General features: G+C 60.6%; 25 protein-coding genes. 7 read left to right on the top strand and 18 right to left on the bottom strand.

Annotated features, from left to right (window positions below; genetic code table 11):
• Positions 1-10: 10 nt before the first annotated feature.
• From J2W40_RS17960 to J2W40_RS17950, 3 genes are all read right to left on the bottom strand, one after another.
• The gene (locus J2W40_RS17960) at positions 11-1213 is read right to left on the bottom strand and encodes an ATP-binding protein (protein ID WP_310227334.1); all 1203 of its coding nucleotides are present in this window, start codon (positions 1211-1213) and stop codon (positions 11-13) included.
• A 95-nt stretch (positions 1214-1308) separates the two neighbouring features.
• Positions 1309-1872 (bottom strand): DUF5983 family protein, encoded by a 564-nt coding sequence (locus tag J2W40_RS17955; RefSeq protein ID WP_310227333.1) that lies wholly within the window; start codon positions 1870-1872, stop codon positions 1309-1311.
• A 65-nt stretch (positions 1873-1937) separates the two neighbouring features.
• On the bottom strand, positions 1938-3605 hold the full coding sequence (locus J2W40_RS17950) for a sensor histidine kinase (protein ID WP_310227332.1): 1668 nt from the start codon (positions 3603-3605) through the stop codon (positions 1938-1940).
• 157 nt (positions 3606-3762) lie between these two features.
• Here J2W40_RS17950 and J2W40_RS17945 point away from each other — a divergent pair, with 157 nt between their 5' ends.
• Both J2W40_RS17945 and J2W40_RS17940 read left to right on the top strand, forming a co-directional pair.
• Positions 3763-3930, top strand: a complete 168-nt coding sequence (locus J2W40_RS17945) for a hypothetical protein (protein WP_310227331.1) — start codon at positions 3763-3765, stop codon at positions 3928-3930.
• Entirely contained in the window at positions 3930-5327 is a 1398-nt protein-coding gene (locus tag J2W40_RS17940; protein WP_310227330.1) for a DUF6880 family protein, read from the top strand. The genes J2W40_RS17945 and J2W40_RS17940 overlap by 1 nt, the downstream gene beginning before the upstream one ends.
• 37 nt (positions 5328-5364) lie before the next feature.
• Here J2W40_RS17940 and J2W40_RS17935 read toward each other — a convergent pair whose 3' ends face one another.
• From J2W40_RS17935 to J2W40_RS17925, 3 genes are all read right to left on the bottom strand, one after another.
• Positions 5365-6429, bottom strand: coding sequence for a DUF5983 family protein (locus J2W40_RS17935; protein ID WP_310227329.1), 1065 nt, complete (start codon positions 6427-6429; stop codon positions 5365-5367).
• Positions 6430-6549: 120 nt separating this feature from the next.
• On the bottom strand, positions 6550-6762 hold the full coding sequence (locus J2W40_RS17930; RefSeq protein ID WP_310227328.1) for a hypothetical protein: 213 nt from the start codon (positions 6760-6762) through the stop codon (positions 6550-6552).
• 93 nt (positions 6763-6855) lie between these two features.
• Positions 6856-8064, bottom strand: a complete 1209-nt coding sequence (locus J2W40_RS17925) for a DUF932 domain-containing protein (RefSeq protein WP_310227327.1) — start codon at positions 8062-8064, stop codon at positions 6856-6858.
• A 186-nt stretch (positions 8065-8250) separates the two neighbouring features.
• Here J2W40_RS17925 and J2W40_RS17920 point away from each other — a divergent pair, with 186 nt between their 5' ends.
• On the top strand, positions 8251-8523 hold the full coding sequence (locus J2W40_RS17920) for a hypothetical protein (RefSeq protein ID WP_069064000.1): 273 nt from the start codon (positions 8251-8253) through the stop codon (positions 8521-8523).
• Entirely contained in the window at positions 8513-9064 is a 552-nt protein-coding gene (locus J2W40_RS17915; RefSeq protein WP_310227326.1) for a type II toxin-antitoxin system VapC family toxin, read from the top strand. The genes J2W40_RS17920 and J2W40_RS17915 overlap by 11 nt, the downstream gene beginning before the upstream one ends.
• Positions 9065-9115: 51 nt before the next feature.
• Here the strand turns inward: J2W40_RS17915 and J2W40_RS17910 are convergent, their stop codons facing one another.
• From J2W40_RS17910 to J2W40_RS17890, 5 genes are all read right to left on the bottom strand, one after another.
• Entirely contained in the window at positions 9116-9457 is a 342-nt protein-coding gene (locus J2W40_RS17910) for a hypothetical protein (RefSeq protein WP_310227325.1), read from the bottom strand.
• A 31-nt stretch (positions 9458-9488) separates the two neighbouring features.
• On the bottom strand, positions 9489-10307 hold the full coding sequence (locus J2W40_RS17905) for an N-6 DNA methylase (protein ID WP_310227324.1): 819 nt from the start codon (positions 10305-10307) through the stop codon (positions 9489-9491).
• Between the two features lie 116 nt (positions 10308-10423).
• Positions 10424-11122 (bottom strand): hypothetical protein, encoded by a 699-nt coding sequence (locus J2W40_RS17900; protein ID WP_310227323.1) that lies wholly within the window; start codon positions 11120-11122, stop codon positions 10424-10426.
• A 44-nt stretch (positions 11123-11166) separates the two neighbouring features.
• Positions 11167-11829 (bottom strand): hypothetical protein, encoded by a 663-nt coding sequence (locus J2W40_RS17895; RefSeq protein WP_310227322.1) that lies wholly within the window; start codon positions 11827-11829, stop codon positions 11167-11169.
• The gene (locus J2W40_RS17890) at positions 11822-12280 is read right to left on the bottom strand and encodes a hypothetical protein (protein WP_310227321.1); all 459 of its coding nucleotides are present in this window, start codon (positions 12278-12280) and stop codon (positions 11822-11824) included. The genes J2W40_RS17895 and J2W40_RS17890 overlap by 8 nt, the downstream gene beginning before the upstream one ends.
• 214 nt (positions 12281-12494) lie before the next feature.
• Between J2W40_RS17890 and J2W40_RS17885 the strand changes: the two genes are divergently transcribed.
• Positions 12495-13385: a Ros/MucR family transcriptional regulator gene (locus J2W40_RS17885; protein WP_310227320.1), complete on the top strand. Its 891-nt coding sequence runs from the start codon at positions 12495-12497 to the stop codon at positions 13383-13385.
• Between the two features lie 144 nt (positions 13386-13529).
• Here the strand turns inward: J2W40_RS17885 and J2W40_RS17880 are convergent, their stop codons facing one another.
• The 3 genes from J2W40_RS17880 to J2W40_RS17870 all read right to left on the bottom strand — a co-directional run bounded on the left by J2W40_RS17880 (position 13530) and on the right by J2W40_RS17870 (position 16401).
• Positions 13530-14498 (bottom strand): M28 family peptidase, encoded by a 969-nt coding sequence (locus J2W40_RS17880; RefSeq protein ID WP_310227319.1) that lies wholly within the window; start codon positions 14496-14498, stop codon positions 13530-13532.
• A gap of 4 nt (positions 14499-14502) precedes the next feature.
• On the bottom strand, positions 14503-16104 hold the full coding sequence (locus J2W40_RS17875; RefSeq protein ID WP_310227318.1) for a hypothetical protein: 1602 nt from the start codon (positions 16102-16104) through the stop codon (positions 14503-14505).
• A 162-nt stretch (positions 16105-16266) separates the two neighbouring features.
• Complete coding sequence (locus tag J2W40_RS17870) at positions 16267-16401, bottom strand: hypothetical protein (protein WP_310227317.1); 135 nt, start codon at positions 16399-16401, stop codon at positions 16267-16269.
• 210 nt (positions 16402-16611) lie between these two features.
• On the opposite strand from J2W40_RS17870, the gene J2W40_RS17865 reads away from it, so the two are divergent.
• Positions 16612-17271, top strand: coding sequence for a YecA/YgfB family protein (locus J2W40_RS17865; RefSeq protein WP_310227316.1), 660 nt, complete (start codon positions 16612-16614; stop codon positions 17269-17271).
• A 262-nt stretch (positions 17272-17533) separates the two neighbouring features.
• Here J2W40_RS17865 and J2W40_RS17860 read toward each other — a convergent pair whose 3' ends face one another.
• Together J2W40_RS17860 and J2W40_RS17855 are read right to left on the bottom strand one after the other, a co-directional pair.
• Positions 17534-17716, bottom strand: coding sequence for a hypothetical protein (locus tag J2W40_RS17860; RefSeq protein WP_310227315.1), 183 nt, complete (start codon positions 17714-17716; stop codon positions 17534-17536).
• Positions 17717-17825: 109 nt separating this feature from the next.
• A complete protein-coding gene (locus tag J2W40_RS17855; RefSeq protein ID WP_310227314.1) occupies positions 17826-19865 on the bottom strand; it encodes a ParB/RepB/Spo0J family partition protein in 2040 nt (679 codons plus the stop codon).
• Between the two features lie 148 nt (positions 19866-20013).
• Here J2W40_RS17855 and J2W40_RS17850 point away from each other — a divergent pair, with 148 nt between their 5' ends.
• The gene (locus tag J2W40_RS17850; protein ID WP_409050402.1) at positions 20014-20289 is read left to right on the top strand and encodes an HU family DNA-binding protein; all 276 of its coding nucleotides are present in this window, start codon (positions 20014-20016) and stop codon (positions 20287-20289) included.
• A gap of 56 nt (positions 20290-20345) precedes the next feature.
• Here the strand turns inward: J2W40_RS17850 and J2W40_RS17845 are convergent, their stop codons facing one another.
• Positions 20346-20981, bottom strand: coding sequence for a DUF7146 domain-containing protein (locus J2W40_RS17845; RefSeq protein WP_310227313.1), 636 nt, complete (start codon positions 20979-20981; stop codon positions 20346-20348).
• Between the two features lie 495 nt (positions 20982-21476).
• Positions 21477-21767, bottom strand: coding sequence for a hypothetical protein (locus J2W40_RS17840; RefSeq protein ID WP_310227312.1), 291 nt, complete (start codon positions 21765-21767; stop codon positions 21477-21479).
• Positions 21768-21842 lie beyond the last annotated feature (75 nt).

Here is a 21842-nt window from a genome sequence, read left to right as displayed (position 1 = left end):
CGTTCTTCCTTCAGACCAGGCCGATAACGGGCGTATCGACGACACGCAGGCGCAACCGGGCCGACAGCCGCGCAATCCGCGTATCGCCGCGTGGCATGGTGTCGGACGCACCGATCGCGGCGAGCAGGTCGAGCCCGGCATCGATATCGTTCGCCGGCAATGCGAGGTGACGCGCGAGATCGTCAGCCGTGGTGGCGTTGGGCGCTATGTTGCCCAACGCGCCGACAATACGGGCTGCAGCGGGGGCGGCCGGATCGAGGAGGAAAGCGTCGAGCGCACGCTGGCCTCGCATGGCTACCTGGTTCCCTCTGGTCGGCGCGACCTCGCGCAGGGTGTCAAGATCGAGCAGGGTCCGGCTCTCGTCCGCATCGAGATCGGCGGCAGGAACGAGATCAGGCGTGCGCCCGATATGGGGGGTGATCGTGGGATCGATCTTCGCCAGCACCGGCGTCGCCGCAAGCGCCGGGCCGAAGGCGAAGAACTCGCCAGGCGGAAGCTGGCGCAGCAACGCAGCCTGATCGCTGCCGAACCCGAGAAGGTCGGCAGCGCGCGCAACATCGCGATCGAAGACGTTAAGGCCAATCAGATGATTATGCAGTTCGGAGACCACCGAACTGGCGAGCTTGGCGAGGCGCTGGGTCGCGATGATCGTGCCAATGCCGCGCTTGCGGCCGCGAGCGCACATATCCGTCAAGGTGGCGACCCCCAGACGGCGGGTTTCCGCGTCGCGGGCCGAGGCTGCCATATGTGGCGCGAGCAGATGCGCCTCATCGATGCACACCAGCACGGTGTGAGCCCAATGTTCGCGCGGCGTCGAAAGCAGCCCTGCAAAGAAGGCCGCCGCCTTTTCGATGCGATGATCGGGTTCCAGATCGGTAAGGTCGAGATGCAGGGCGATGCGGTGCTGCCGTGTTCGAAGCGCGAGCGCGGTAAGGCCATCATTGGCATAGTCACGCGCGATGACCGTAGTGGCGCCGATATGGGCGGCCAGGTTGGCGAACTCGCCTTCAGGATCGATAATGATGGTCGTGAGATAGTCGAACGCTTCTTCGATGATCCGGCGCAGCGTCTGGCTTTTACCAGCGCCCGAAGATCCCTGGATCAGACAGCGCCCCGCCATTAGTTTGCCCAGATCCAGTTCGAGCGGACTGGTCGATGAGCGCCCGAGCGGGACTTTCGTGTCGCGGGTGAAATCATGATTGGCGATCGTCATGGGATATGCTCCTTCGCCCGGGCTCTTTGGGAGCGGCCGGCGATGCTGATCGAGGAAAAGGGCTTGAGACGGTAAGTGGCTGGCGGGCCTGGCGATCAGGGATGTGTGTGCTGCGATCCGCCGAGTGGCTGCTCGGACAGCGTGGCGTCCTTTTCACAGACCTCGCAAAAGGCTGCGTCGAACACAGCGCCGAGCGCCCAGTCCTGGGCATCATCGTCCCAGCGCGCCCAGGCGTCGCGCATCACCTCGGCGCTGCCACATGCAGAACAGCGGATCGTGATCTTCCCAGTAGGGGTTGCGGCATTGACCGATTCCCCAGCGTCGCCCGTTGCCTCCCCCTGCACGGCCGCGAAGACCGGGAACCGATCGGAAGGCGGTTCATCACCGTCGAAGCTCAGCCAGTTCGCTCCAGCCTTGCGGGCGTCTGCCAGCAAAGCCCAGAATTCGGGTGAAAGCCCATCGGGGCGCTCGGGCCAGTCATCCATGAAGCCAAGATGGACCCAGAAGCCATATTGGTGCGCTTCGATGGCCAAGATCGGATGATCGACGATGATCCGGCCGCTCCTTCGCGGCGCGTGCTGGATCAGTCGGTCGATGGTGTCATGCTCGGCGCGGGGAAGATGCGCTGTCGAACAGGCGCAGACGGGGAAGCGGCGCATGGCCGGTCTCCTTGATTGGGTTGGGACAGTGGCGACAGGCGCGGCGAGCAAATTCAGGGGCCATTTCAATTCGGCAGAAAATCGACTGTGATGGCACCGCGTTCTGCGTGAATGACGATCTTGCGATCGAGCGGGATCAGCCAGCTCAGATTATCCCATGCGCTCATGTTGATCGCTTCGAGGGTGGCAGCGTCCTCCCCAAGGAGGATATGCGTAGCGTGCTGCCGCGCCTCGCGTTCGAAGGATCGCGACTGGGTGTCCCAGCTGTCGCAGTCGCTATCATCAGCCGCACAGAAGAGCGTAGCATAGATGATGCGGCTCAGTCTGTCCGGGGTGATACCACCATCGCGCGTGGCCAGGATGATGGCCTCCTCGATATCCCAACCGCCATTGCGGCAGACGAACGCCGGGATTTCGATGGAATGGACGCTATGCGGCGCGTCCTTGCCACCGGATTCACAAACCGTCAGCTCGATGACGATCCGATCGACCAGGCCGCAGGCAAAATCGGCGGGGAGGCACATGTCGTCGTCATAGCGATGCACGGCACCTTCCCTGTCGATGCGCAGGGAAATATCCCTGATCACCGGGAGCGTGTCATACCAGGCGTAGCCTTGCAGCGCGTCTTCCGCCTCGACGAGTTGCACATTCTCGATGGGCGGTTTGCCCCGAGCCAGCGCAAGCGACTGCGCGATATCGGGCTCCAGCGACGGCACGATCAGCATGGCGCCTTCAGGAGCGATCATGCGGCTGCTGCGCCCATGACAGTCGTCAGCGGTCTGCGGCCGCCAGATCGCCAGCCCTGAGCGCGCTTGCGGCAGCGTGACGCCCAGCTCGCACGCCCGCTGCCAGGCGGAAAAGGGCAGCCGATGGTCCGGTCGGGTCGCGATGGCCTTGTACAGGATCTGCTCGGCGGCGTCGCGAAGCGCCTTCAAGGCCGCGTTGTCGATCACTTCCTTGCGTGCCGGCAGCACCAGATGAATTTTCGGGGCATCGATGATGTCCATGCGGACCGTCCAGAGACGGCCACTATCCATTTCTTCCCGAACCGTGGGCAAGGCGCATTTGACACGGTGCCCGTGGAAATTGATGCGCGGGTAGCCTGGCCAATCAGGATCTCGATCATAGACACCGATACGGCAGCCGCAGGCGTTTTCGACAAACATGGCGTCCTTGAGGAAGTCTTCGCGGAGCAGCAGCGCCCCGTTCAAAGTGACCGGCAAGGGATAGTGACGGGCTGCATCGGCGACGGTCGCAGACAAGCCTTGCTTCCAGTCGGGCGGCATTTCGATCGAGATCAGCGTGCCCCAACCAATCCTGGCCGGGCCGATGGCAAGCGGCGCGCCGCTGTCCCATGCATGCGCGGGGATCTGGACTTTCCAGGCCGTGGCGGCAGAGGGGGAGAAGGACTGGATTTCGACCGTGCGGCCGGCAAGGCTGAACATGCCCATGCCGGCCGGGTCTTCGCTGCGCGCGATGTCATCGCCCCAGCCTGAATGTCCCAACATCAGCAGGGCGGCTGGATCGTCGATGCCGCAGCCATCATCGCGGATGTGCAGAAGGGATCGGTCGTCCTGTTCGGTCAGATCGATCGCGATGCAGGTGGCGTCGGCGCGCCTGGCATTCTGGAACATCTCATGAAGGCAGTCCCGGCTGTCGCCTGAAAAAAGGCGTGAAGCGCGGCGGATCGCGTTCGGAATGACGGCGCTATGGATCGTTGCGGGAAGGGGCATGGCGGTCTCCTTGGGTTCCGGACTGGAACCCATCATCCCTTCCCCTCTTCCTCCCCTCCATTTATCGTCAAAGGGCATGGTGCCCGTTGAGGCCCATGTGCAACCCGCTGTTGCGGCAGCGGTTCCCGGCTGCGAAGAACGAGGAATGCCTCAGGATATGGATTCGCAACTGACTGCCTTGCTCCGGCGCCTGCCGGACTGGATGCGTCGGGATATCGCCGCCACCGATCCGGCGCGGCGCGAACGCGCCGAGGAGGCACTGCACGCCATGCTGCTTGCCCTGCTCCAGGGAACGGCGGGGTCGGTATCAGGGCAGGACGGCTGATGGCGACCTCTGGAAAGGGCAATCGCGGTTCGGGCAAACTGACCTCCGAAGCGATCGAGGCGTTGGGACCCGCTCGCCTTGCCCGGCTTGTTCTCGCCCAGGCCGAGCGTGACGCCGTCTTCGCCCGCGCCGTCCGCATGGAGCTGGCGGCGAAGGACGATGGCGGCGCGCTGGCGCAAGAAATCGACAAGCGACTGAAGACCATCCGGCGTTCGCGAAGCTTCGTCGAATGGGACAAGGTGCCTGCACTCGCGCGCGAACTCGATCAGTTGCGCGAAACGATCATGGGGCCGCTAGCCGACCACTCGCTGAGCCAGGCGATCGATAGCTTGCGGCTGTTCCTGAGCCTTGCCGATCCGGTGTTCGAAAGGTCCGACGACAGCAGCGGTTCGCTTGGCGAGATATTTCGCCAAGGCGGCGAGGATTTGGGCCAGCTGTGGTGCCAGGCGGATGCGTCCGATGTCGAGCTGCTGGCGGGTGATATTCTCATGCTCGTCGAGGGCGACGGATATGGCGTTTTCGACGACCTGCCGGAAGCGGCGTCTCCAGCCTTGGGGCAGAAGGGCCGCGCAGCTTTGCGCGGGATGCTGCTTGAGCGGCAGGCGGCCAAGACAGGAAATGACCGGCGACAGTTCGACTATAAGGTCGGCTGGCTGCTACCCAAACTCGCCGATCTCGACGGCGATGTGGACGCCTATATTGCAACGGTCGATCCCGATCGCCGCAATCCCCTGCTCAATGCGCAGGTGGCCGCCCGATTGATCGCACATGGCCGTGCGGACGAAGCCCTCGACTGGATCGACGCGCCGGTTGAGCGCAGCCATAACGAGCGCGAGCTTGCCGATCTCAGATTACGGGCCTTTGAGGCGCTGGGCCGCAGGGACGATGTACAGGCGCAGCGCAAGGCGATCTTCGACCGCTGGCTCGACGGGCAGGCGCTGCGCGACTGGCTGAGGGCTTTGCCCGATTTCGAGGATGTCGCTGCGGAGAGGCAAGCCCTCGATCAGGCCATGGCATATGATCGAGCGACATCGGCGCTGGCGTTCCTGGTTGCCTGGCCCGATCTCAAGCGCGCCGGCAGATTGGCGAGGGACAGGCTCGAAGATCTGGAAACCCGGGCCTATGACGTTCTGCGTCCCGCCGCTGAGGCATTAGCGCAAGCCGACCCGGGTGGGGCCACCCTGCTCTATCGGCGGCTGGTCGCCGGCGTCCTCGACCGGGCAAGCTCGAAATATTACCCCTATGCCGCGCGGGACTTCGCGGCGGCGACGGCCTTGACCAACCGTATCGCAGGCGACGCCGACATCGTGTCGCATGAGGACTGGCTCGCCGAGCTTCGCAAAGTGCATGGACGCAAGATCGGCTTCTGGAATCAGGTCGCGGGGAAATTCGGATAATTAAGAGCAAGCCGGGGTGGCCAGTATGGAAATCCACTCACCAATGGTGGAGCGGCAGTCCGTCGACGTCACTGCCGTCACAGTCGAAGAGCAGGAACTGAAAGCTGCGCGCGCGACCGAAGGCTATGAGCCGCAGCAGGTCCTGCGGCAATTGCGCCCGGCGGTCGTCATCGATGGCGCGCGTCGGCACGAACCAGCCATAGACCGAAGCTGCGATGTCGATCGGTCGATCACTGGGCGGCCAGGACGCCCATTTATCGAGGCATGAGGCGGTATGGACCGTCAGATGGGCGGTCGATAGTACACAATAGCGCCCCTGCTCGATCGATCCGGCAGCAAGGGGAGACGGGTGGGCGACTGGGGAGAGGCGCACGCGATCCTTCGTGCAGCTTTCCGATGGATGACATTCGAAATAGCTTGATGTCACCTTGGCGTCGGACAGCGCATTCGGGTCGCGGGAGTCATCAATCTCGCTCCAATATTCACGGCAATAAGCGCCGATTTCCGCGTCGAGAACCATTTCATCGGCCGCGACGTAGATGTTCATTCCATGCCGATGTTCAATGACCGCCGTGTGGACCTCTATCGGCCATGGCAATGGGCAAGCGGCGATCGCGTCTTCGCTGGCGCGGATAGCATTGATCAGGGCGTAACGTGCCGGTGGATCGAAGGTATCGGGCGCTACCAGGGCAGCGCGCGCCCGCGCGAGAAGCGCGAGATGGCCGTCACGGCCGGAGGCCGCGTCATCTCCTATGGGCGGAGTCGAAGTGACTGGGGCGTTGGCGCCGGGTGGCTTTCCGCGGATAACCGGATGGCGAGGGTCCGACCAGTCGATCGTGTCGGCAATCCAGCGGGGCACAAAATCCCAGTCGAACGACAACGGATATTCGCCTTCGACCGCGCGCCATGCCGCCTCCACCGCATCGACCCAGCCTACCACGACAAGGCGAAGCGCCGCAGTGCCTAGAGTATCGACGCATTTGCCCAGAGCGAGCGCCCGGCTGCTTGCATCGTGATTTGTCACAGGGCGATCGCGCAGTTCGAGGACGGCTTCCCAAAGACAAGCGGCGGTTTCGAGATGGGATAGCGTGTAACGGGTCATGGATATGGCTCCGGCGGGAGGAGACAGAACGCTCGCAGTTCGGGCAGCGGCTGGACTGGCGCACACATCTGAGGATTCCAGCCCGCAAGGGCTGTCATTGGGAATGATCGCAGGAGTGCATCAGACGATACGGACGGTGGCGGTTCGGCTGAGGTCGGGAATGCGCGCATCGTCATAGACGCTGTTCACCGACATCTGCAGCGCCTGTTGCTCCGCAGCGAACCAGGTTGAGGCGGGAATGGTATAGGTCTCGGTGGCATAGTATTCGCCGCCGCTGAAGAAGGCGATGTCGACGACAAATTGCGGCAGGGGAAGGGACGATTGGGCGCGCATGGCGACATCCTTTCATGACGATGGCCACCCCGGCGAATGACCGGGATGGCGAGGAGGGAGGTGGAGAAGGCATGAGAGCGGCGGCGTCGGGCCTCAAAGCGCCTGTTCGAGCAGCTTTCTGGCCTTGTTCTCCAGGTCGAGGCGGCAGTCCTGATGCGGCTTCGCCCGCGCCAGCGCTGTTATGCCCTGGACGAAATCATAGATGGACTCAGGCGGACGGCCTTCTTCTGCCAACACGGTCTGGATGATCTTTGCTGTCTCGGCCTTAGAAAAGCCGCGCTTACGCAGGAAGGGTTCGCGGTCTTCCTCCTTGCGCGCAACGATCCGCTCGCGGGCGGCCTTGATGCCAGAGATGAAATGCGAGGGCGATGAGTTTGCGAAATGCTCAAGCGCCGGCGCGGCCTGATGGGCAAAACGGGCGGCGGCGAATTTCGAGTGGCGGATATTGACCTCCTCAAAATTTTCGACACCCCACAGACAGCGGTTGGCGCATACGCCGCGCAGGTAAAAGGTCGCGATCCCGAGGGTCTTCGAGCCAACCTCGCTGTTCCAAGCGTAGAAGCCGCGAAAATAGAGGTCGGGATCGCCGTTAGGCAGCTTGCCCGCCTCAATGGGGTACGTATCGTCCACGAGGAACACGAAAATGTCCCGGTCCGATGCGTAGAGTGTGGTCGTCTCTCGGGTGATATCGACATAGGGGTTATAGGTCATGCTGCCCCAATCGATGGTTCCAGGCACCTTCCACCTTGTGTCGCCGACGCCATCTCCGGCAAAGGCCATCACCGCCTGCACCAGTTCCCAGTCGAAGATCCTGCCATATTCCGACCCGGTAGCAGCCCGCAATTCGGTGCGGCCATTCTCGGTCTGGAGCAGTTTGACCTGCTCGCCCCGGTGGTTGATCAGCCCATGCTGGAGATTGATGCCGGCAAGCGCGGCTGGAAGCTGGCGCAGATAGGAGGCTGGCGCTCCGACCAGACTTGCCACCTGGCCGAAGGACCAGTTGGTCGGCGCAAGCGGACGATCATCGCCCGGCGCCATGAGCATCAATCGCTCTGGATTGTCGCTTTTAGCCTCAACCCGGATCGACCGACTTTCAACGATGCGCGTGGTCGCCCGGTCCGCGCGACTGCGCACGGCGTCATAAAGGCTGGTGAGCGAGAGATATTTCTCGTCGTCGGGACGTGAGAACCACTCGGAGGATACGCGGCTGCTCATATGTCCGCGCGAGTGTCCGCGCGAGACATCGATCCGATAGGGAGCCTTGAGCCGGGGACTGTCGGTCATGGGGGCAAGAGTCGCCATGGAAATCGTCTCCTTGAGATATATAGCGACAGGCGCTTCAAGGCCCCTGTCACATCCCCACCCCACTCTTCCCTTTCTCGCGTCACGCGATCATGGTTTTACAACGCCAGGACAGGCGGCAACGGCGTCGCCTGTGGCTTGCGCGTTTTACAAAATAGTGTATATGTTGAACGAAAGGAGTCAGTGATGGCCACGAAGCACGAAGATCATCTGTCCCAGCGACATGGAGCGGTCGTGGCCGCTGCGAAGGCGGCGGGCTTATTGTCGGGAACGAACAGCGCTGTCGGCGCGCGCGTGCCGCGTGAACTCATCGATCGCGCCAAGATGCGCAGCGGCATCGCCTCGACCACCGATCTCGTCGAATATGCGCTCGCCAAAGTGGCGCTCGAAGATGACTTCGGCGCCAGGCTTGTGAGCCGGAAGGGTGCGATCCCGGCGGATATTGTGCTTGGGATTTGATCGCAAGGCCTCGTTGCGCAGGATCAGGCCGCAGCGATCTGCAGCAAATCTGGCACGGCGACCCGAAGAAGAACTGCCGCTCGTTCACAAGGCACCGGTCATAGGCCGGGAGCTTCTGCTCGACACCTGCGTCTATATCGATGTGCTTCAGGGCAAGACGTCGGTTGAAGTAGACTCCTTGCTGGAAAACCGGATCGTCAATCACTCCAGCGTCGCGCTTGCCGAGATGACCCATCTGATGGGTGCGCTCGATCCGGCCGACAAACGCACGGCCTCGGTGCTCAAAACGCTGGGGCGTACGATCGACGATATCCCGGAGCATCGCCTGAGCGCCCCTTCCTCTCGCATGTTCGGAGAGGCAGGGATGCTGACAGGCATGGTTACGAGGCTTTCCGGCCAACCGCATTCGATCGCTCTGCTGAACGACGCCCTGCTTTTTTTACAGGCGGCTGCGACTGGCTGTGACCTGCTGACCGGCAACCGGCGCGATTTTGATTTTCTGGATCAGCTCATCCCAGGGACGGGCCTCATCCTGTACTGACGGCTCGCGCGCGCCCGGCAAACCAATTATGATCCCGACCGCCATCATCGCTCAAGCGACGCGCCAGCAGCACCAGCGTTCAGCGGCCTGTCGGGGGCTGAGCAAGCTATGATTTCCGGCACACCATGAACGAAACGAAGGATCAAGCGCGAGAGCCGGATCGCCGAGCCGGTCGATAACATCCTGCATGCAGCAATCGACCGGGTCGATGGCTGTCTCGGCTTTGGCGGCAGCGACGGCGGCCTGAAGCCGCGCCATCATTTTCTCGGCTTCATCGATCGAAATATCCTCGACCGCACGCATGCCGCCGCGTGGTCCGCAGATGGCCAAAGTTATAATTGTCGTGCCGGACGGTATCCGGCTCAATGCGTCGATATGGACATGATGGGACATGCCAATCTCCTATGATGTGAGATGTGGGAGATCAAAAGAGGCTCAACTGTCGCGGCATGGATCGCTGCGATACCCCTGGTTCGTGCGATGGCGGAACGGCGACTTGCGATTGTGAAGTCGGGCCGGTCGCGATGGTCGCGCGTTGAGCGGCCTCAGCCACGGGTTCACGACGTTGGCAAAGGGCGAGCCGAGCGGTCCATCCCTCCAATATATGCGCTGGGGTGAACCAATGGTCCTGTATCTCGCCCGACAAGGCGTTTCCGACCATGAGATGGGCTGGAATATGAAGCAATGAGAACTGGATATAGGCCATGTGGATCGCACGCGGATCGATATCGATCGCTGTCACATGAAGGTGCCGCTGATAGTTATGCCCGATATCGCGCATGGCCTCGGCAAGCGCGATCACCATAGATCCCGCGCCGCATGCGGGCTCCATGGCGGTCACGAAGCCATGCTGCGCGATCATCGCTTCCACATTTTCGCGATTCCCCAGCGTGGCCTGCGCCATGTAGCGACTGAGCGCATAGGGTGTGAAATATTGCCCCCGCGCCTTGCTGTGAAGGTCAAGCTCGTGAAACAGGGCGCCCAACACGTCACCAAGCCCAACCTCGAGCGCCTGCACCAGTTCGCCCAATATTTGCGGAAACAGATCGATAACATCCGGCCGATAGCGCCCAACGATATCTAGATAACGAACCTCACGCGGTTCGCGTTGATGCACATCGACACTGTTGGCCATAGCGATCGCCATAGCCTCCATGCAGTCACCGAAGACGGCATAAAGATCATGGCGCGGCTGGCTACGGCGCAACAGCGCCGCCATGGCCTTGATATGCGGCTGGTGCACGCAGGCCTCCACGCTTGATTGTGAGATGAACGGTGCCGGGTGGCCGATGGCGACGGATTTTCCTCTGAAGCGCTGTTTGCGGCCGATCGGCGTTTCAGCGGATGGTGAGGTCGTGCTCAGGAAGCTTTTTGCCATTCGTAGAGAAGATGATCGTCGGGACCATATTCCGAACCGATGGCGATCCGGACAAAGCGACCATCGCAGGCAAAGGAGGATGCCCGGGGAAAGGACAGGTAGGAACGACCTTCTAGGATAAGGTCGCCGGAGCGCACTTGCGTGATTTCGCGGGTCGTCCCGAGAAGACGATGACCGGCGGGCGCGTCGATCAGCTTCAACCGATCACCCGCTTTGATGCGCTTCTTGAACGCCGCCAACGATATGACTGGGTCAACGGGATTGCGGATACCCCGACGTTTTGCCAATGCCGACCAATAGGCCTGGCCGATGCGGACCTCGCCGTAGAAACTGCATGACCAGAAATCCTGCAGCGGATTGGTCCGGGTAAACCCGAACCGCTCCATTTGATCGCGCACCTCGACGATGAAGGCGTTTTGCGCATCACGGCCGGTCAGGTCGGCAGGGGAATCTAGTATCTCCACAATGACTTTGCGCCCTCCGGCAAATTTCTCTGTGCGGATCGCGAAGGCGGGTCCGGTAAAATGCTGTGTCAGATGGCGTTCGATCCGGGACGCGAGCGATGGCAACGCTTCACCGGCGCGATAGATATCGCCCTCATAATGAAAATTGCCGCGTTCATCATACTCGGTTTGGCTATAGAGGCGCGCGGACGCGCCCGGCGCGTTAGCGTCGGTCATGATGTCATCCTTATGGCTCGATCAAATTTGGGGGGTGGAGTGCGTCAGGCCGACGGCACTTTCATGGAACAACACTCGCGGTAGTCGGCCTCAGTTAGGGCAAGAGCCCAGTCGAGATAGCCGAGACGCGTGTCGCCATTGGCAACCTCGGCCTGCCAATCTGCCGAGGGATATTCTGGATAGTCGATCCATGGATCGGGCGGTTCCACCGGCGGCGTCACAGCATATCGAACCAACCGGCGCGCCAACTCTTCCTGGGTGCTAGCGAATTCAACATGATCGGCGAATATCGCGCACCATCCTCCACCAAAGCTGTCGCGGCGTGGGCGCGAACAGCCATAGCTCCAGACGAACCCGATAGGCGCTACTTTCAAGCTCTCCTGGCAACAGCGCCTGATGAGTTCTGCAATCGGACCTGGCTGGAAGTCAGTCGTGCCATAGATGGCGACGGTGCGCTCGGCAGCTCCTGCAATCTCGATCTCGGCCCCGAAATCCGGGAAGTCGGGATCATCGAAAATCTCAAGCAGGCCGTTGAACGGATTGGCGAGATCGTTCGGCATGAATGCAGCGAGAAATTCGGCGCTCGGTTCGCCTGGAGCAAGGTCAGCCAGCAGATCGGACGCGTGCTGCCATGCCTCCTCGATCAGCGCGCTTTCACGCGCCGTGCAGGTGAACGCGAAGGATCCTTGAACACAATGGTCAGCCATGGACTGTCTCTGTCATTGCTTCATCGGTCGGCTCTTTATCGACCAGCACCAGCGGCGGCGGGTTCATACGCGCCAGCCTATATTCCGCCTCGATTGCCGCGATGCTTCCCAGTTGCCGGATGCGCTCGATCGAAAACATCCGCTGGTCATCCTGCGTCGTGAGAAAGTTTTGCGGTTCGCCATGGCCCCGGTAAATGCCGCGGACAGAGGGGAAGGTTCCGCCAAATCCGTCTGACCATCGGACATAATGCAAACCAAGACGTCGGCAGCTTTCTTCGATTTTCTCGAAGCATCCATTGGCCACTTCATGATCCATGAGCGTGAGAGGGCCGGTTGCGGGAAGATATGTGGGATCGAATGGCGTGCCGTCCCAATCGATGGCAGGATTATCGTGGACGATTGCTTGGACGAAATCAGGATATTGCGAACGGGGAATTATTCCGCCGATCATGATGTGTGCGGATACGCGGTCGGCTATGGCACGCCTTTCCTTGATACAAGACACCGGTCGTTCTCCCCTTTGCTCTTCCCCCTCTCCTTTCGCGGTGCGGATGAACGCCCTTCATTCCCGGCTTGCAAATGCAGCATATTCCCGTTTAGCTGCTGCAATTCTCATCCGGTGATATCCGGCATCTTCCCTTCATTCCTCTACCGGGAGTTCTCTTGTGGCCGATACTGAGCAGTCTGATTTCACCGCAATGACGGTGCAGTTACTGAGCGCCTATTTTTCCAACAATCAGGTTCCAGCCGGCGAGATTGCCGGGATCATTGAAGCGACACGCGGCGCATTGGAACGAAAGGCTCAGGTGGAGGCCCCGCCAGTAGCGCCCGATCATGTTCCTGCTGTCTCGGTCCGCAAGAGCCTTGGCTCACGCGAGCACATCATCAGCATGCTTGATGGCAAACCATACAAAACCCTCAAGCGGCATCTGGCGGTCAATGGTCTGACACCGGCCGAATATCGTGAGCGCTATAATCTTCCCAAGGATTATCCCATGGTCGCGCCTGCTTATTCGGAACAGCGGCGCATCGTCGCCCAAAAGCTCGGACTTGGACGCAGGGTCGGCGCGAAAACGGAGGCTGCGGCACCGCTGGATGAAGCATCGCCAGTTGTAGAGGCGGCACCGGTTGTCGAAGCGGCGCCGGCACCTTCCAGCCCAGAAAAGCCCAAACGTGGTCGTGGCAAGGCTCCCGCTATCAAACCCAGCGATGAGTCCAAGATCATTTCATCCGAGCCAAAGCCGGAACCTGCGACTGTGCCCGTGCAGGCGGCGCCCATAAAGCCAGCCAGGAAGAAACTGGGCGTAAAAACGGCGCAGCGCGCTGCGAAGGCCCCGACTGCAGCCATGGAAGCGCCAGCAGAACTGGCAGTAGCAGATCCCGCAACGCCCAAGCCTGCCAAACCAGTCAACGAGAAAAGGATGGCTGGAAAAGCCGCAACATCAAAGGCTGCAGCATCCGCGAAGCCGAGAGGTGCAAAGCAGCGAGCATCTGCGGTCAAGCCGGACAAAGGCGCTAATAAGGTAGCGGTAGCGGCACCAGCGCTGACGGAATGATGTCTTGGACGAGGCGCGGTATAACAAGCCGTGCCTCGTCTGTTCGCGGATCAAGCAGCGTCTTATCAGGGGAAGGGCATGATCGGGTCGCGCAGGATGTGATGATCGGGTTACTGGGGATGTTCCGCCAGCCTACGTCGAACATCATGATACCATGAGCGGGCGATAGCCTGGGTCATCTTCCATCTCTGCTTCCCAGGCGATTATCCGGAAATCGTCCAGAGTGACGCCGCACTCCTCCAGCATCCGAACGGCCAACTGTGGATTCTCCGCCACCGCGTCCGCGAAGTCGCCCGGGTGTTGGCGATAGCTTTCGTGCCATCCCCAACGAACGTCTTCCTGTATCGAGGGATCGCGCTCGATCACCAACTGGGAAGCATTCAGTTCCAGCATCGCGGCGAGCAGCTTCTCGCAATGGTCGACGTCGAGCGTTTCTCTCGGCCCATGCTGACCATGATAGCCTACCGACAGGTTAGTACACTCGGAGACAATACCTGCATATTCGTTGGTGTCGGTATAAACACCTGTATCGTCAGGCCTGTATCGGAAGCCTGGGTTGAGGCCGTTGAGGGCATTCGCCAGGCTAAACGCAAAGGTGTCAGAACATGTCCGCCCGTAGCTTTGATGGGTGATGACGTCGCCAAGGCCAGCGCGGTCGAAGGCGATTGCAGCTTCGATACCCTGCAGCAGATCCGGCGTATTGCGCTGGATCCAGCGGGATCCCAGGCACCCTTGCTCTTCGCCGCGATGGAACAGGTAAAGGCCGGGGCGACCTGTCGCGATCATGTTGAGCATGATCCATATACCGGCCCCGTCGTCGGCGCCGAGCGACATGCCGGCCTTGCCATTACACAAACCGGCAATGCCGAGTTCGTCGATGCCCACGACCTGCTGCCCGCCGCGTGCTGCGACGGTATCCACATGGCAACTCCACATCACGCGAGGTCTGTCCCCGATGGTGAGTATCCGGTTGCCAAAGGCGTCGGCAGTCATACCGGGGACCCGATCGAGATATTCCCGGCAGAAGGCGCGTTCGATGGTGCTGTCATGAGGACGTGCCCACGACAGGATTTCGAGCAGGCCGGTTCGGCCTGCAACATGATGACAGGTCATGGGATCAGGCTCCTGCTTGGGAAGCGGCGGCGCAGTAGAGGGGCGCTGTCATCGCGATGGTGGGACAGCTATTCCCGGGAATGCGAGGCGACGGGTGGCTCTCGCCCTGCGAGCACGAACCATCGTGCGGCTTATCGACATCGTGCAGGAGCGCTTCGCGACGATGGCGCGCTGCCTCGTCTCGTTCACGCTCTAGCCTTGCGCCTCGAGCGCGCTCGCCAGCGGCCTGCCACTTGGCGACGTCCGCATGGATCGCCGCCATTTCATCGTGGAACTGGCGGTAAGCAAGGATATGCGCATTGGCGCAAGAGGAGTTGTCATCGTCAAGCGGCTCGGGAAGATGATCGTCGGACAGCCATTCGCCATGATATTCGGTGAGGTCCTCCACTTGGAACCAACCGCCGGAGCCATCGCATTGGCGGCAGCAACGGCTGATCCACCATTGGCAGCGATCTTCGAGATAGACGGCGCCGAACGCCACTGCATCTTCTTCAATTATGCTATGCGAACTGCCGTCCGCATAGATAGTGATGAAGTTTTCGTCGTCGCTATAGTGGCACTCGTTATGCTCACAGAAGGTGCTGTGGTTGTGGAAGCAACTGTAGCACCATTCCTCATATCCACCGCCACTAAGATATACCGAATCATAGGGACTGCCGTCACTGTCGCAATGCGGACAATACCAAGGGTCGTTTGCCAGCCCGGTCGTACTCTCACAGGAGACACTACCGTGGCCGATAACGAGATATTCGCCATCATCGGCAAGGTCGCCACCTGCGTCGATATACGGAACGACAAAATGGTCATCATCCTCGATGCGTCGGATGCGAGCGCCGTTCAGGCTGCCTTCGGTGTAGCCAGCACCCTCAAGCAATAGCTTCAGACGGGAGACATCTCCATAGATTCTGGTGTAGATTTTACGGCTTGGCCAAATGACGCTGCGGGCTTTGGCGTCCTCGCGCGATCCAATATAAGCGAGAGCTGTGTCCGGCCCGGCATAAACGCGTGTCGGATGACATGAGCTATCAAAGCCGCACGCCGTATGTGCCATGCAGCTGCTGGGGCCGCCGACATAGACGTCTTCGATCTCGTCTGCGTCCTGGGTTACCTTGAGCGTGTCCTCCTGTAATTGGACGGACAATCTGGCGCACCAGCCTTCGATCGCGTTGTTGTCCAAACGCTCGCAGAAGAAGCGGTTGAGGTAGCGACCCGGCGACATCACCAGTTGGCGATCCATTGCCCCTTTTGCGGCATTTTCGGTAAACGCAATCTTGCCCGACTGCTCCGTGGAGATATGGCAAAAATGCTCGTCATGCCTGGCTTGATACCAGTGTTCATCGTGCCAGGGCGTGGGCAAATAGGTGCCGTCGGCAAAGCGGAGCTTCTCACGGATCTGCCAATCAAGGTCGCCGATCTCCGCGCCGACAAGCGCTACACGGAACCCCACATCAGGTGCACGCTCGATAAGCCTTTGCCGGGCAGCTTCAGCATCTTCAAAGCTGGACCACAAATATTGCTGGTCGCCGTGCGGAGCATAATTGAATTCGATCGTTACCGGCCGCCAATCGGCAGCCGAATAGGAGGACAGGATTTGGAACTGTACCATGGACGTGACTCCACGCAGCTGCGTGCAATGGGCACGGGCTGGATTGTAGGGTTGGGATTGCGCGGGCCTCAGCAAGGGAGGCAGATCCGCGTTCGCTATGATGTTAGCGATCCGCCTCGGTTTGCTTCAGGCGGGTTTATGGAAATTTCGAGGGTCGCGGCGCTACACGAGGGTCAGGTCGACCACCACATGTTCATAGGTTAGATCGGATGTCGGCTCTTCATCCCGGTTAAGGGAGGCGGACAGGACAACGCCCAGTCCTGATTCGATGTCAGTGGAGACGTGAACGGATGGCATGCCAACCAATCCCTTGTCGAAAACTTCGAACAGACGCTTGGCACATCCTGGGACTGCGAAACGGCAGTTGGGGCAAGGTCATGGGCACCTCATGCGAGAACAGGACAATCCGCCCGGCTCCTTCCCGCTCTCCTTCATTTCGTGCCCTGGATTTTCTGGGCGACAGATCAGAACCGGTGACGAGGGATCGGCGCGGAGCTATGGACGGGTATGGCTATTCCACTCGACTATCTCGACGAACTCGACCGGCTGCTGCTTGACCAGGGCGAGGATTGCATGCTGCTGTCGCAACTGGACGGCTTCCTCACCGCCATCCTGGTCAGCCCCGATCTGCTTGCCCCCAGCCAATGGCTGAAGAAGATCTGGGCTGGTGATGACGGCACGGGCATGCTGGAGTTTAGCGAATTGGGCGGTCTGCAACATTTCACCGATCTCGTCATGCACCACTATCATGTCGTCCTGGCCTGCCTGGACCAACCGGGCAGCTTCGAACCGGTGCTGGAGATCGACACACGGTCGGACGAGACATTATGGGAGTTGTGGATCGAAGGTTTTGGGCAGGCGATGGATTTTGCACCGTCGGGATGGCAGCGTATCCTCGACGACGATGATGCCGGTTGCCGCGCCGCGATCGAGGGCATCCGCGAGCTGCGCGCGTTCGCCGATGGCACAAAGACGCTCTCTCTAACTGCGGAAGACCGATGGGATAAAGAAGCACCCGACTTGATCCCGATCTGGGTCGAGATGCTGCACCAGTGGCGGGTTGAAAATGACCCTGATCGACCGGCCGTCATCAAGCGCCAAAAGACCGGGCGTAACGATCCATGCCCCTGTGGTCAGGCGCCAAGTACAAGAAATGCTGCGGCCTGAATTAAACGACGGCCTAAAGCGGAGGGAACTGATCGGCCGTCAGTTCGACGTTTCTCTGCGCCCCTGCAAACGGCAAGCGGCCTGCCTCACCTCGCTGAAGGCAACGGACGATCGACATCTGTCCGGCTAAAGTCGTCTCCGACGAACGGCAACGGGCAACTCCACTTCTTTGCGATCTCATCGGCGAAGCAGTCCCCACGACGATCTCGACGCCAAAACCTGCGACAAGCCGACGCGCCTGTGTTTCACGTTGCGCCGTCCGCTACGTTTCAGGCATGCCGTCATCACCATAGAGGAAATCCTGGCTATGCGCCGCCTTCGGGCCAGTCGTCGCTTTGGCTCTGGCGGCCAAGCGCACCTTTTCCTGCAATGCGCGGCGGCCGGCTGGATCGGTCGGTACTGGGTCAGTTAATCGGCCTTTCGCATCAGATGCGGAAATATGCATGGGAGTTATCCCTGACTCTGTAGATTGATCGCAACTCTTACCATTGTCTGGTCTCATTCAAGGCGCAAGCCCTGGGGCCGGGAATGAATTTCCGGCCCCAGGGTCGCATTCAGGCAGCTTGCGCGAAGCTTTCGTCGCCCGCGCTGTTACCTTCCTCGTTCACCCCGTCCGCAAGGTCGTTCCCGCTATGGTCGGACGAGGTCGACGCGGCGCGGTTTCCCGGCGCGGCAAACCGCATTTCATCAGGCAGCCAGGCGAGCGCCCGTTGCTGGATCTCGGGCTCGATAATGACGTCGCCACCAAATAGCCGCTCGGCCGAAGCGGCCAGATCGTGCTTCTTCGAGCCGGAATAGCGCATGCGAAGTTCCAGTCCGCCGATCTCCTCGAACAAAGCGAGGATGCCGGGCTTGGTCAGCTTGTCGAAATAGGTCAGCGCCGTCGGCCGCCACCAGGCTGCGACATCGATACCCATCTTGCGCCCCAGATGATCGAGGAAGCCTGCCTCGCGGCGTCCTGCAGGAACCGCGTGAAGCGTGCGTGCTATCGCCCATCCCAGCCAGGCCGCGCGCGCTGCATCGGCAAGCGCGCAGAAGGCTTCATAGCGATCCGGAACGGTCTGATGTTGGAGCCAGCTGCGATCGAGCGCCTCGTCGAGTTTCGTCCATTCACCGGCGGCAGCCGTTGCCGGCTTAAAGTCGGGGAGGAGTCGGGACGGTGCGGAGGCCCGCAGATCGCTCGGGATGTCAAAGGATCCCAGGCGGGATTCGCGGTCGACCATGATGAAGGTGCCCAGACTCAACGCGAACGCAGGATCGCTGGCGACGTGGACGGCCAAGAGCTCTGTCTTCATCATCGCCAGCATTTCGCGAAGGCGCTGGCTCATCGCCGGACGAGTGTCGCCGACGATGCTGTTATCCTGCATTTCGTCGCCGACGTCATCATCACCCTCGTCGTCCTCATTGTTGGCCTCGCAGTTCGCCTCATTAGAAACCGGCGCGACATAAAGCTGGTGATGGACATGCGGAGTACCGTCGGGAGCCAGCACGACATAGGCGAGCGCAGACGCTTTCTGTTCAGCGTCAAACACTGGCGCGCGGTCAACGATCTTCGTCAGTTCTGCCTGAAGCGCGGCATAGCGCTGCTCCTCGTCATCATGGGGTTCATAATCCTCATCTTCGGCAAGGCGCTCGATATCCGCGATCTCATCCTCAATCTCCTGCTTGCGCGCTTCCTGCTCGTCCGTGAGCGGCTCGGCAACGCCCGTCAGTGGTCGCAGCGCATAGGTTTCCATATAGGGAATATGACCACCGGCGACGACGCGAACCTCTCCCAGGCCCTCACGCTCGCGGATCGCCTCGGCCTGAGCGGTGAGTTTCGTCTCGGCCAGTTCATCGAGGATATGGGTGTCGATCCAGCGCTCGTCGCCAGCGGTGGAAAACAGATCCGCGTCCTCAACACGGCCGCCAGCCGCGATATAGGCATCCCGCCCGACGAGCAGGGCTTTGGGATCGTTCGCCCGGTAGCTGTAGCCATTGAGCGCCCGTCGGATTTCATTGACGTTGTCGCGCGAATAGCTGTTGCGCAACGCTTCCCAGACCGCAGTCTGGCGACCGGTGTCGGCAGTGGTCGCGTAGGCCTTGGCGATATCGAGGGTGATTTCATCGGCTTCAAGCGCCTCGAAGATCGGCTGGGCGAGGTTAGCAAGACGCAGACGCCCGATTACGAAACGCTCCTCGATGCCGAAGCGCTTGGCGATTTCCGCTGTGCTGCGCCGCTCAACCTCGATCAGATCGCGAAATGCCAGACAGTCTTCGGCAGGCGACATCTGAAGCCGATCATAGTTTTCAGCGAGGCTGATTTCACGGCCGTCTTTCGTGTTGGCGAGAATAAGGACGGGCACCTCATGATCGGGCGGCAGCGTCCCCTTCTCGATCAAGCGATGGATTGCATCGAGACGTCGGCCACCGGCCGTGATCCGATAATGACCCTTTTTGCGGGACACCGGCACCCCGACGAGATTCTGGATGAGGCCATGTCCCGCGATGCTGGCTTCGAGTTCCGCGTCAGCGCGCGGATCGGTCCGCTTGCGCACATTGACGGGCGACTTGGTGAGATGGGTTGCCGGGACGAGGATGGATGGCTTGGTCATGCAACAAACTCCGCAAAAGCTGCGGCCCGCACATCGAACCGCGCATCCGGTCCCTTCCCCCTCTCCTTTCGTTTGCGCCGTTTTGACGCGTGACGGCACGATGCCGTGACGCTAGACACGGCAGCTGCATAATTTCAGGAGGAAGTTTATGAACAATTCCGAGCTGGCTGAAGCGCTCACCGCCGATCATGGACTGACCAAGGCGGATGCAAGCAAACTCGTCGACGCCCTATTCGGCGCGATCGCCGACGCCGCGGCCAAAGGCGATGAGATTTCCCTGAACGGCTTCGGCAAGTTCAAGGTGAAGGACACAGCGGCGCGCGAGGGCCGTAATCCGGCCACCGGCGAAACCATCGCGATCAAAGCTTCGAAGAAGCTGACATTCACGCCCGCCAAGGCGATCAAGGATCGTCTGAACGGTTGAACGGCGTCGGCTGCCCTGTTCCTGGCTTTGCAGGGCAGCCCTTCGTTTCATAGCGATCAGGCAGCGCGCGGCCGCCCTTCGAGCACGTCCGCCCAATCATTGTGTGGCGGTGGTGGCCATGCGCTGACAATCTCCAGGCCAGGGCGTTTATAGGCAAGGCGCGCATTTTGGTTCGCCTTCCACCCGGCCGCGTCCCTGTCGAACAGCAGGACGAGTCGATCGAGCCAATCGGGCAACAGAATATGTCCGGCCCGTTCCGCCCCAAGAACCGCCCAAACCGGAATCCCATGCAGTTGCATCGCCGCCAGCGCGGTTTCGATGCCTTCGGCCAGGCCGAGGACCGGGCCGGGAGGTACAAGTTGTACTGCGCCGCGACCTGGACGCCCGAGCATCATGCGAGGATCGGCCAGATCGCATGCCCGGGTGGCGACTGTCGGATCGAGAAAGGTGCGGTGAATGGCGACGATCCGACGCCGCTCGCGCACGGCTGCGATCATTGCGGGCCGGAACACCGCGCGGCGGCCTCGTCCCAGCGGCGTGCGTGAATTATAACGCAAATCATACCAGGGCGGCTTGAGCGCACGTTTCGAGAGATAGGTTTGCGCGGGCGTGCCGATGAGATTCGCCGATGCGTCCCATATGCGTAGGGCCGGGCCTGCCCCGGCTTGAAGCAACGGTGGCTTGCTCGACAAATTCGAAATATGTCGCTCCAAATGGCGGGCGCGTAAATGCCGGATTGCCCTCAGGACGTCTCTCCTGTCGCAGCCCGCAAAACATTTGAAGAGCAATGCGCGCTCGCCAACCCGGATCGACAGGCTGGGATTATGGTCATCATGGGCCGGACACAGGCATAGGCCTCGATCTTTCTGCCATGTTCCGCCCAGCTTACGGCACAGGCTTGCCCCCTCAAATTCCAGTTCAAGAGATTTCATCATTATTGTCCCGCATGACGAATAATCCGTGATGTCTGTTCGGACACGCAGCGACATGTCCGCGGCGCGGCACATTGTTGCTGGGCGTAATTGATGGAATTTCCAGGTTCGTTTGACGGGCTATCACCGCCCCCGACAGCGAGGGAGTAACCCGCGCGAAATGCTGAAATGGCGAATGCTACGTAACCTGATCCACGCCAAGGGACAGCATGCTCCGCCGCGTTTGAACACCTGCAGATTGTGTGTGGACGCCTCCTATGTAGAATGTTCTTCATCAAAGCGCCGCGCTGCTTGCAGTATGTGTCGGCGCAGCTTTTTCAGGGCTATGCCAAGTCGATCGGCGATATCGTTAATGGCGCACTTCTGAACAAAGTAGAGTTCAAGAACCGGCATAATCGCATCAGGCGCTGTATGGATAACATTATGCAAGCACTGCGCGTCTTTCCGCACTTGCTTTGCGGTGCGGACCGTTGCCGAAATTCGGGAGATAGCCGCGAATGTCGCAAGAGCCAATTTGGTTATGAGGCGGGAGAGCATGCCAGACATCTGAACAGTCCTGATGTCGTCAGGCAGGTTCCATTCTTCCTCTCAGCCTCCCCTCCAGTTCGCTCGAGCCTTTTG

The organism is Sphingobium xenophagum (assembly GCF_031457465.1).
Taxonomy (GTDB): Bacteria; Pseudomonadota; Alphaproteobacteria; order Sphingomonadales; family Sphingomonadaceae; genus Sphingobium; species Sphingobium xenophagum_A.
This window is presented reverse-complemented; position numbering and strand designations above follow the sequence as displayed.

What these genes read in the sequence shown, in the direction of transcription:
- J2W40_RS17960 (WP_310227334.1), bottom strand. Translation starts at nt 1,213, where the DNA reads ATGACGATCGCCAATCATGATTTCACCCGCGACACGAAAGTCCCGCTC.
- J2W40_RS17955 (WP_310227333.1), bottom strand. Translation starts at nt 1,872, where the DNA reads ATGCGCCGCTTCCCCGTCTGCGCCTGTTCGACAGCGCATCTTCCCCGC.
- J2W40_RS17950 (WP_310227332.1), bottom strand. Translation starts at nt 3,605, where the DNA reads ATGCCCCTTCCCGCAACGATCCATAGCGCCGTCATTCCGAACGCGATC.
- J2W40_RS17945 (WP_310227331.1), top strand. Translation starts at nt 3,763, where the DNA reads ATGGATTCGCAACTGACTGCCTTGCTCCGGCGCCTGCCGGACTGGATG.
- J2W40_RS17940 (WP_310227330.1), top strand. Translation starts at nt 3,930, where the DNA reads ATGGCGACCTCTGGAAAGGGCAATCGCGGTTCGGGCAAACTGACCTCC.
- J2W40_RS17935 (WP_310227329.1), bottom strand. Translation starts at nt 6,429, where the DNA reads ATGACCCGTTACACGCTATCCCATCTCGAAACCGCCGCTTGTCTTTGG.
- J2W40_RS17930 (WP_310227328.1), bottom strand. Translation starts at nt 6,762, where the DNA reads ATGCGCGCCCAATCGTCCCTTCCCCTGCCGCAATTTGTCGTCGACATC.
- J2W40_RS17925 (WP_310227327.1), bottom strand. Translation starts at nt 8,064, where the DNA reads ATGGCGACTCTTGCCCCCATGACCGACAGTCCCCGGCTCAAGGCTCCC.
- J2W40_RS17920 (WP_069064000.1), top strand. Translation starts at nt 8,251, where the DNA reads ATGGCCACGAAGCACGAAGATCATCTGTCCCAGCGACATGGAGCGGTC.
- J2W40_RS17910 (WP_310227325.1), bottom strand. Translation starts at nt 9,457, where the DNA reads ATGTCCCATCATGTCCATATCGACGCATTGAGCCGGATACCGTCCGGC.
- J2W40_RS17900 (WP_310227323.1), bottom strand. Translation starts at nt 11,122, where the DNA reads ATGACCGACGCTAACGCGCCGGGCGCGTCCGCGCGCCTCTATAGCCAA.
- J2W40_RS17895 (WP_310227322.1), bottom strand. Translation starts at nt 11,829, where the DNA reads ATGGCTGACCATTGTGTTCAAGGATCCTTCGCGTTCACCTGCACGGCG.
- J2W40_RS17890 (WP_310227321.1), bottom strand. Translation starts at nt 12,280, where the DNA reads ATGATCGGCGGAATAATTCCCCGTTCGCAATATCCTGATTTCGTCCAA.
- J2W40_RS17880 (WP_310227319.1), bottom strand. Translation starts at nt 14,498, where the DNA reads ATGACCTGTCATCATGTTGCAGGCCGAACCGGCCTGCTCGAAATCCTG.
- J2W40_RS17875 (WP_310227318.1), bottom strand. Translation starts at nt 16,104, where the DNA reads ATGGTACAGTTCCAAATCCTGTCCTCCTATTCGGCTGCCGATTGGCGG.
- J2W40_RS17870 (WP_310227317.1), bottom strand. Translation starts at nt 16,401, where the DNA reads ATGCCATCCGTTCACGTCTCCACTGACATCGAATCAGGACTGGGCGTT.
- J2W40_RS17865 (WP_310227316.1), top strand. Translation starts at nt 16,612, where the DNA reads ATGGCTATTCCACTCGACTATCTCGACGAACTCGACCGGCTGCTGCTT.
- J2W40_RS17860 (WP_310227315.1), bottom strand. Translation starts at nt 17,716, where the DNA reads ATGCATATTTCCGCATCTGATGCGAAAGGCCGATTAACTGACCCAGTA.
- J2W40_RS17855 (WP_310227314.1), bottom strand. Translation starts at nt 19,865, where the DNA reads ATGACCAAGCCATCCATCCTCGTCCCGGCAACCCATCTCACCAAGTCG.
- J2W40_RS17850 (WP_409050402.1), top strand. Translation starts at nt 20,014, where the DNA reads ATGAACAATTCCGAGCTGGCTGAAGCGCTCACCGCCGATCATGGACTG.
- J2W40_RS17840 (WP_310227312.1), bottom strand. Translation starts at nt 21,767, where the DNA reads ATGTCTGGCATGCTCTCCCGCCTCATAACCAAATTGGCTCTTGCGACA.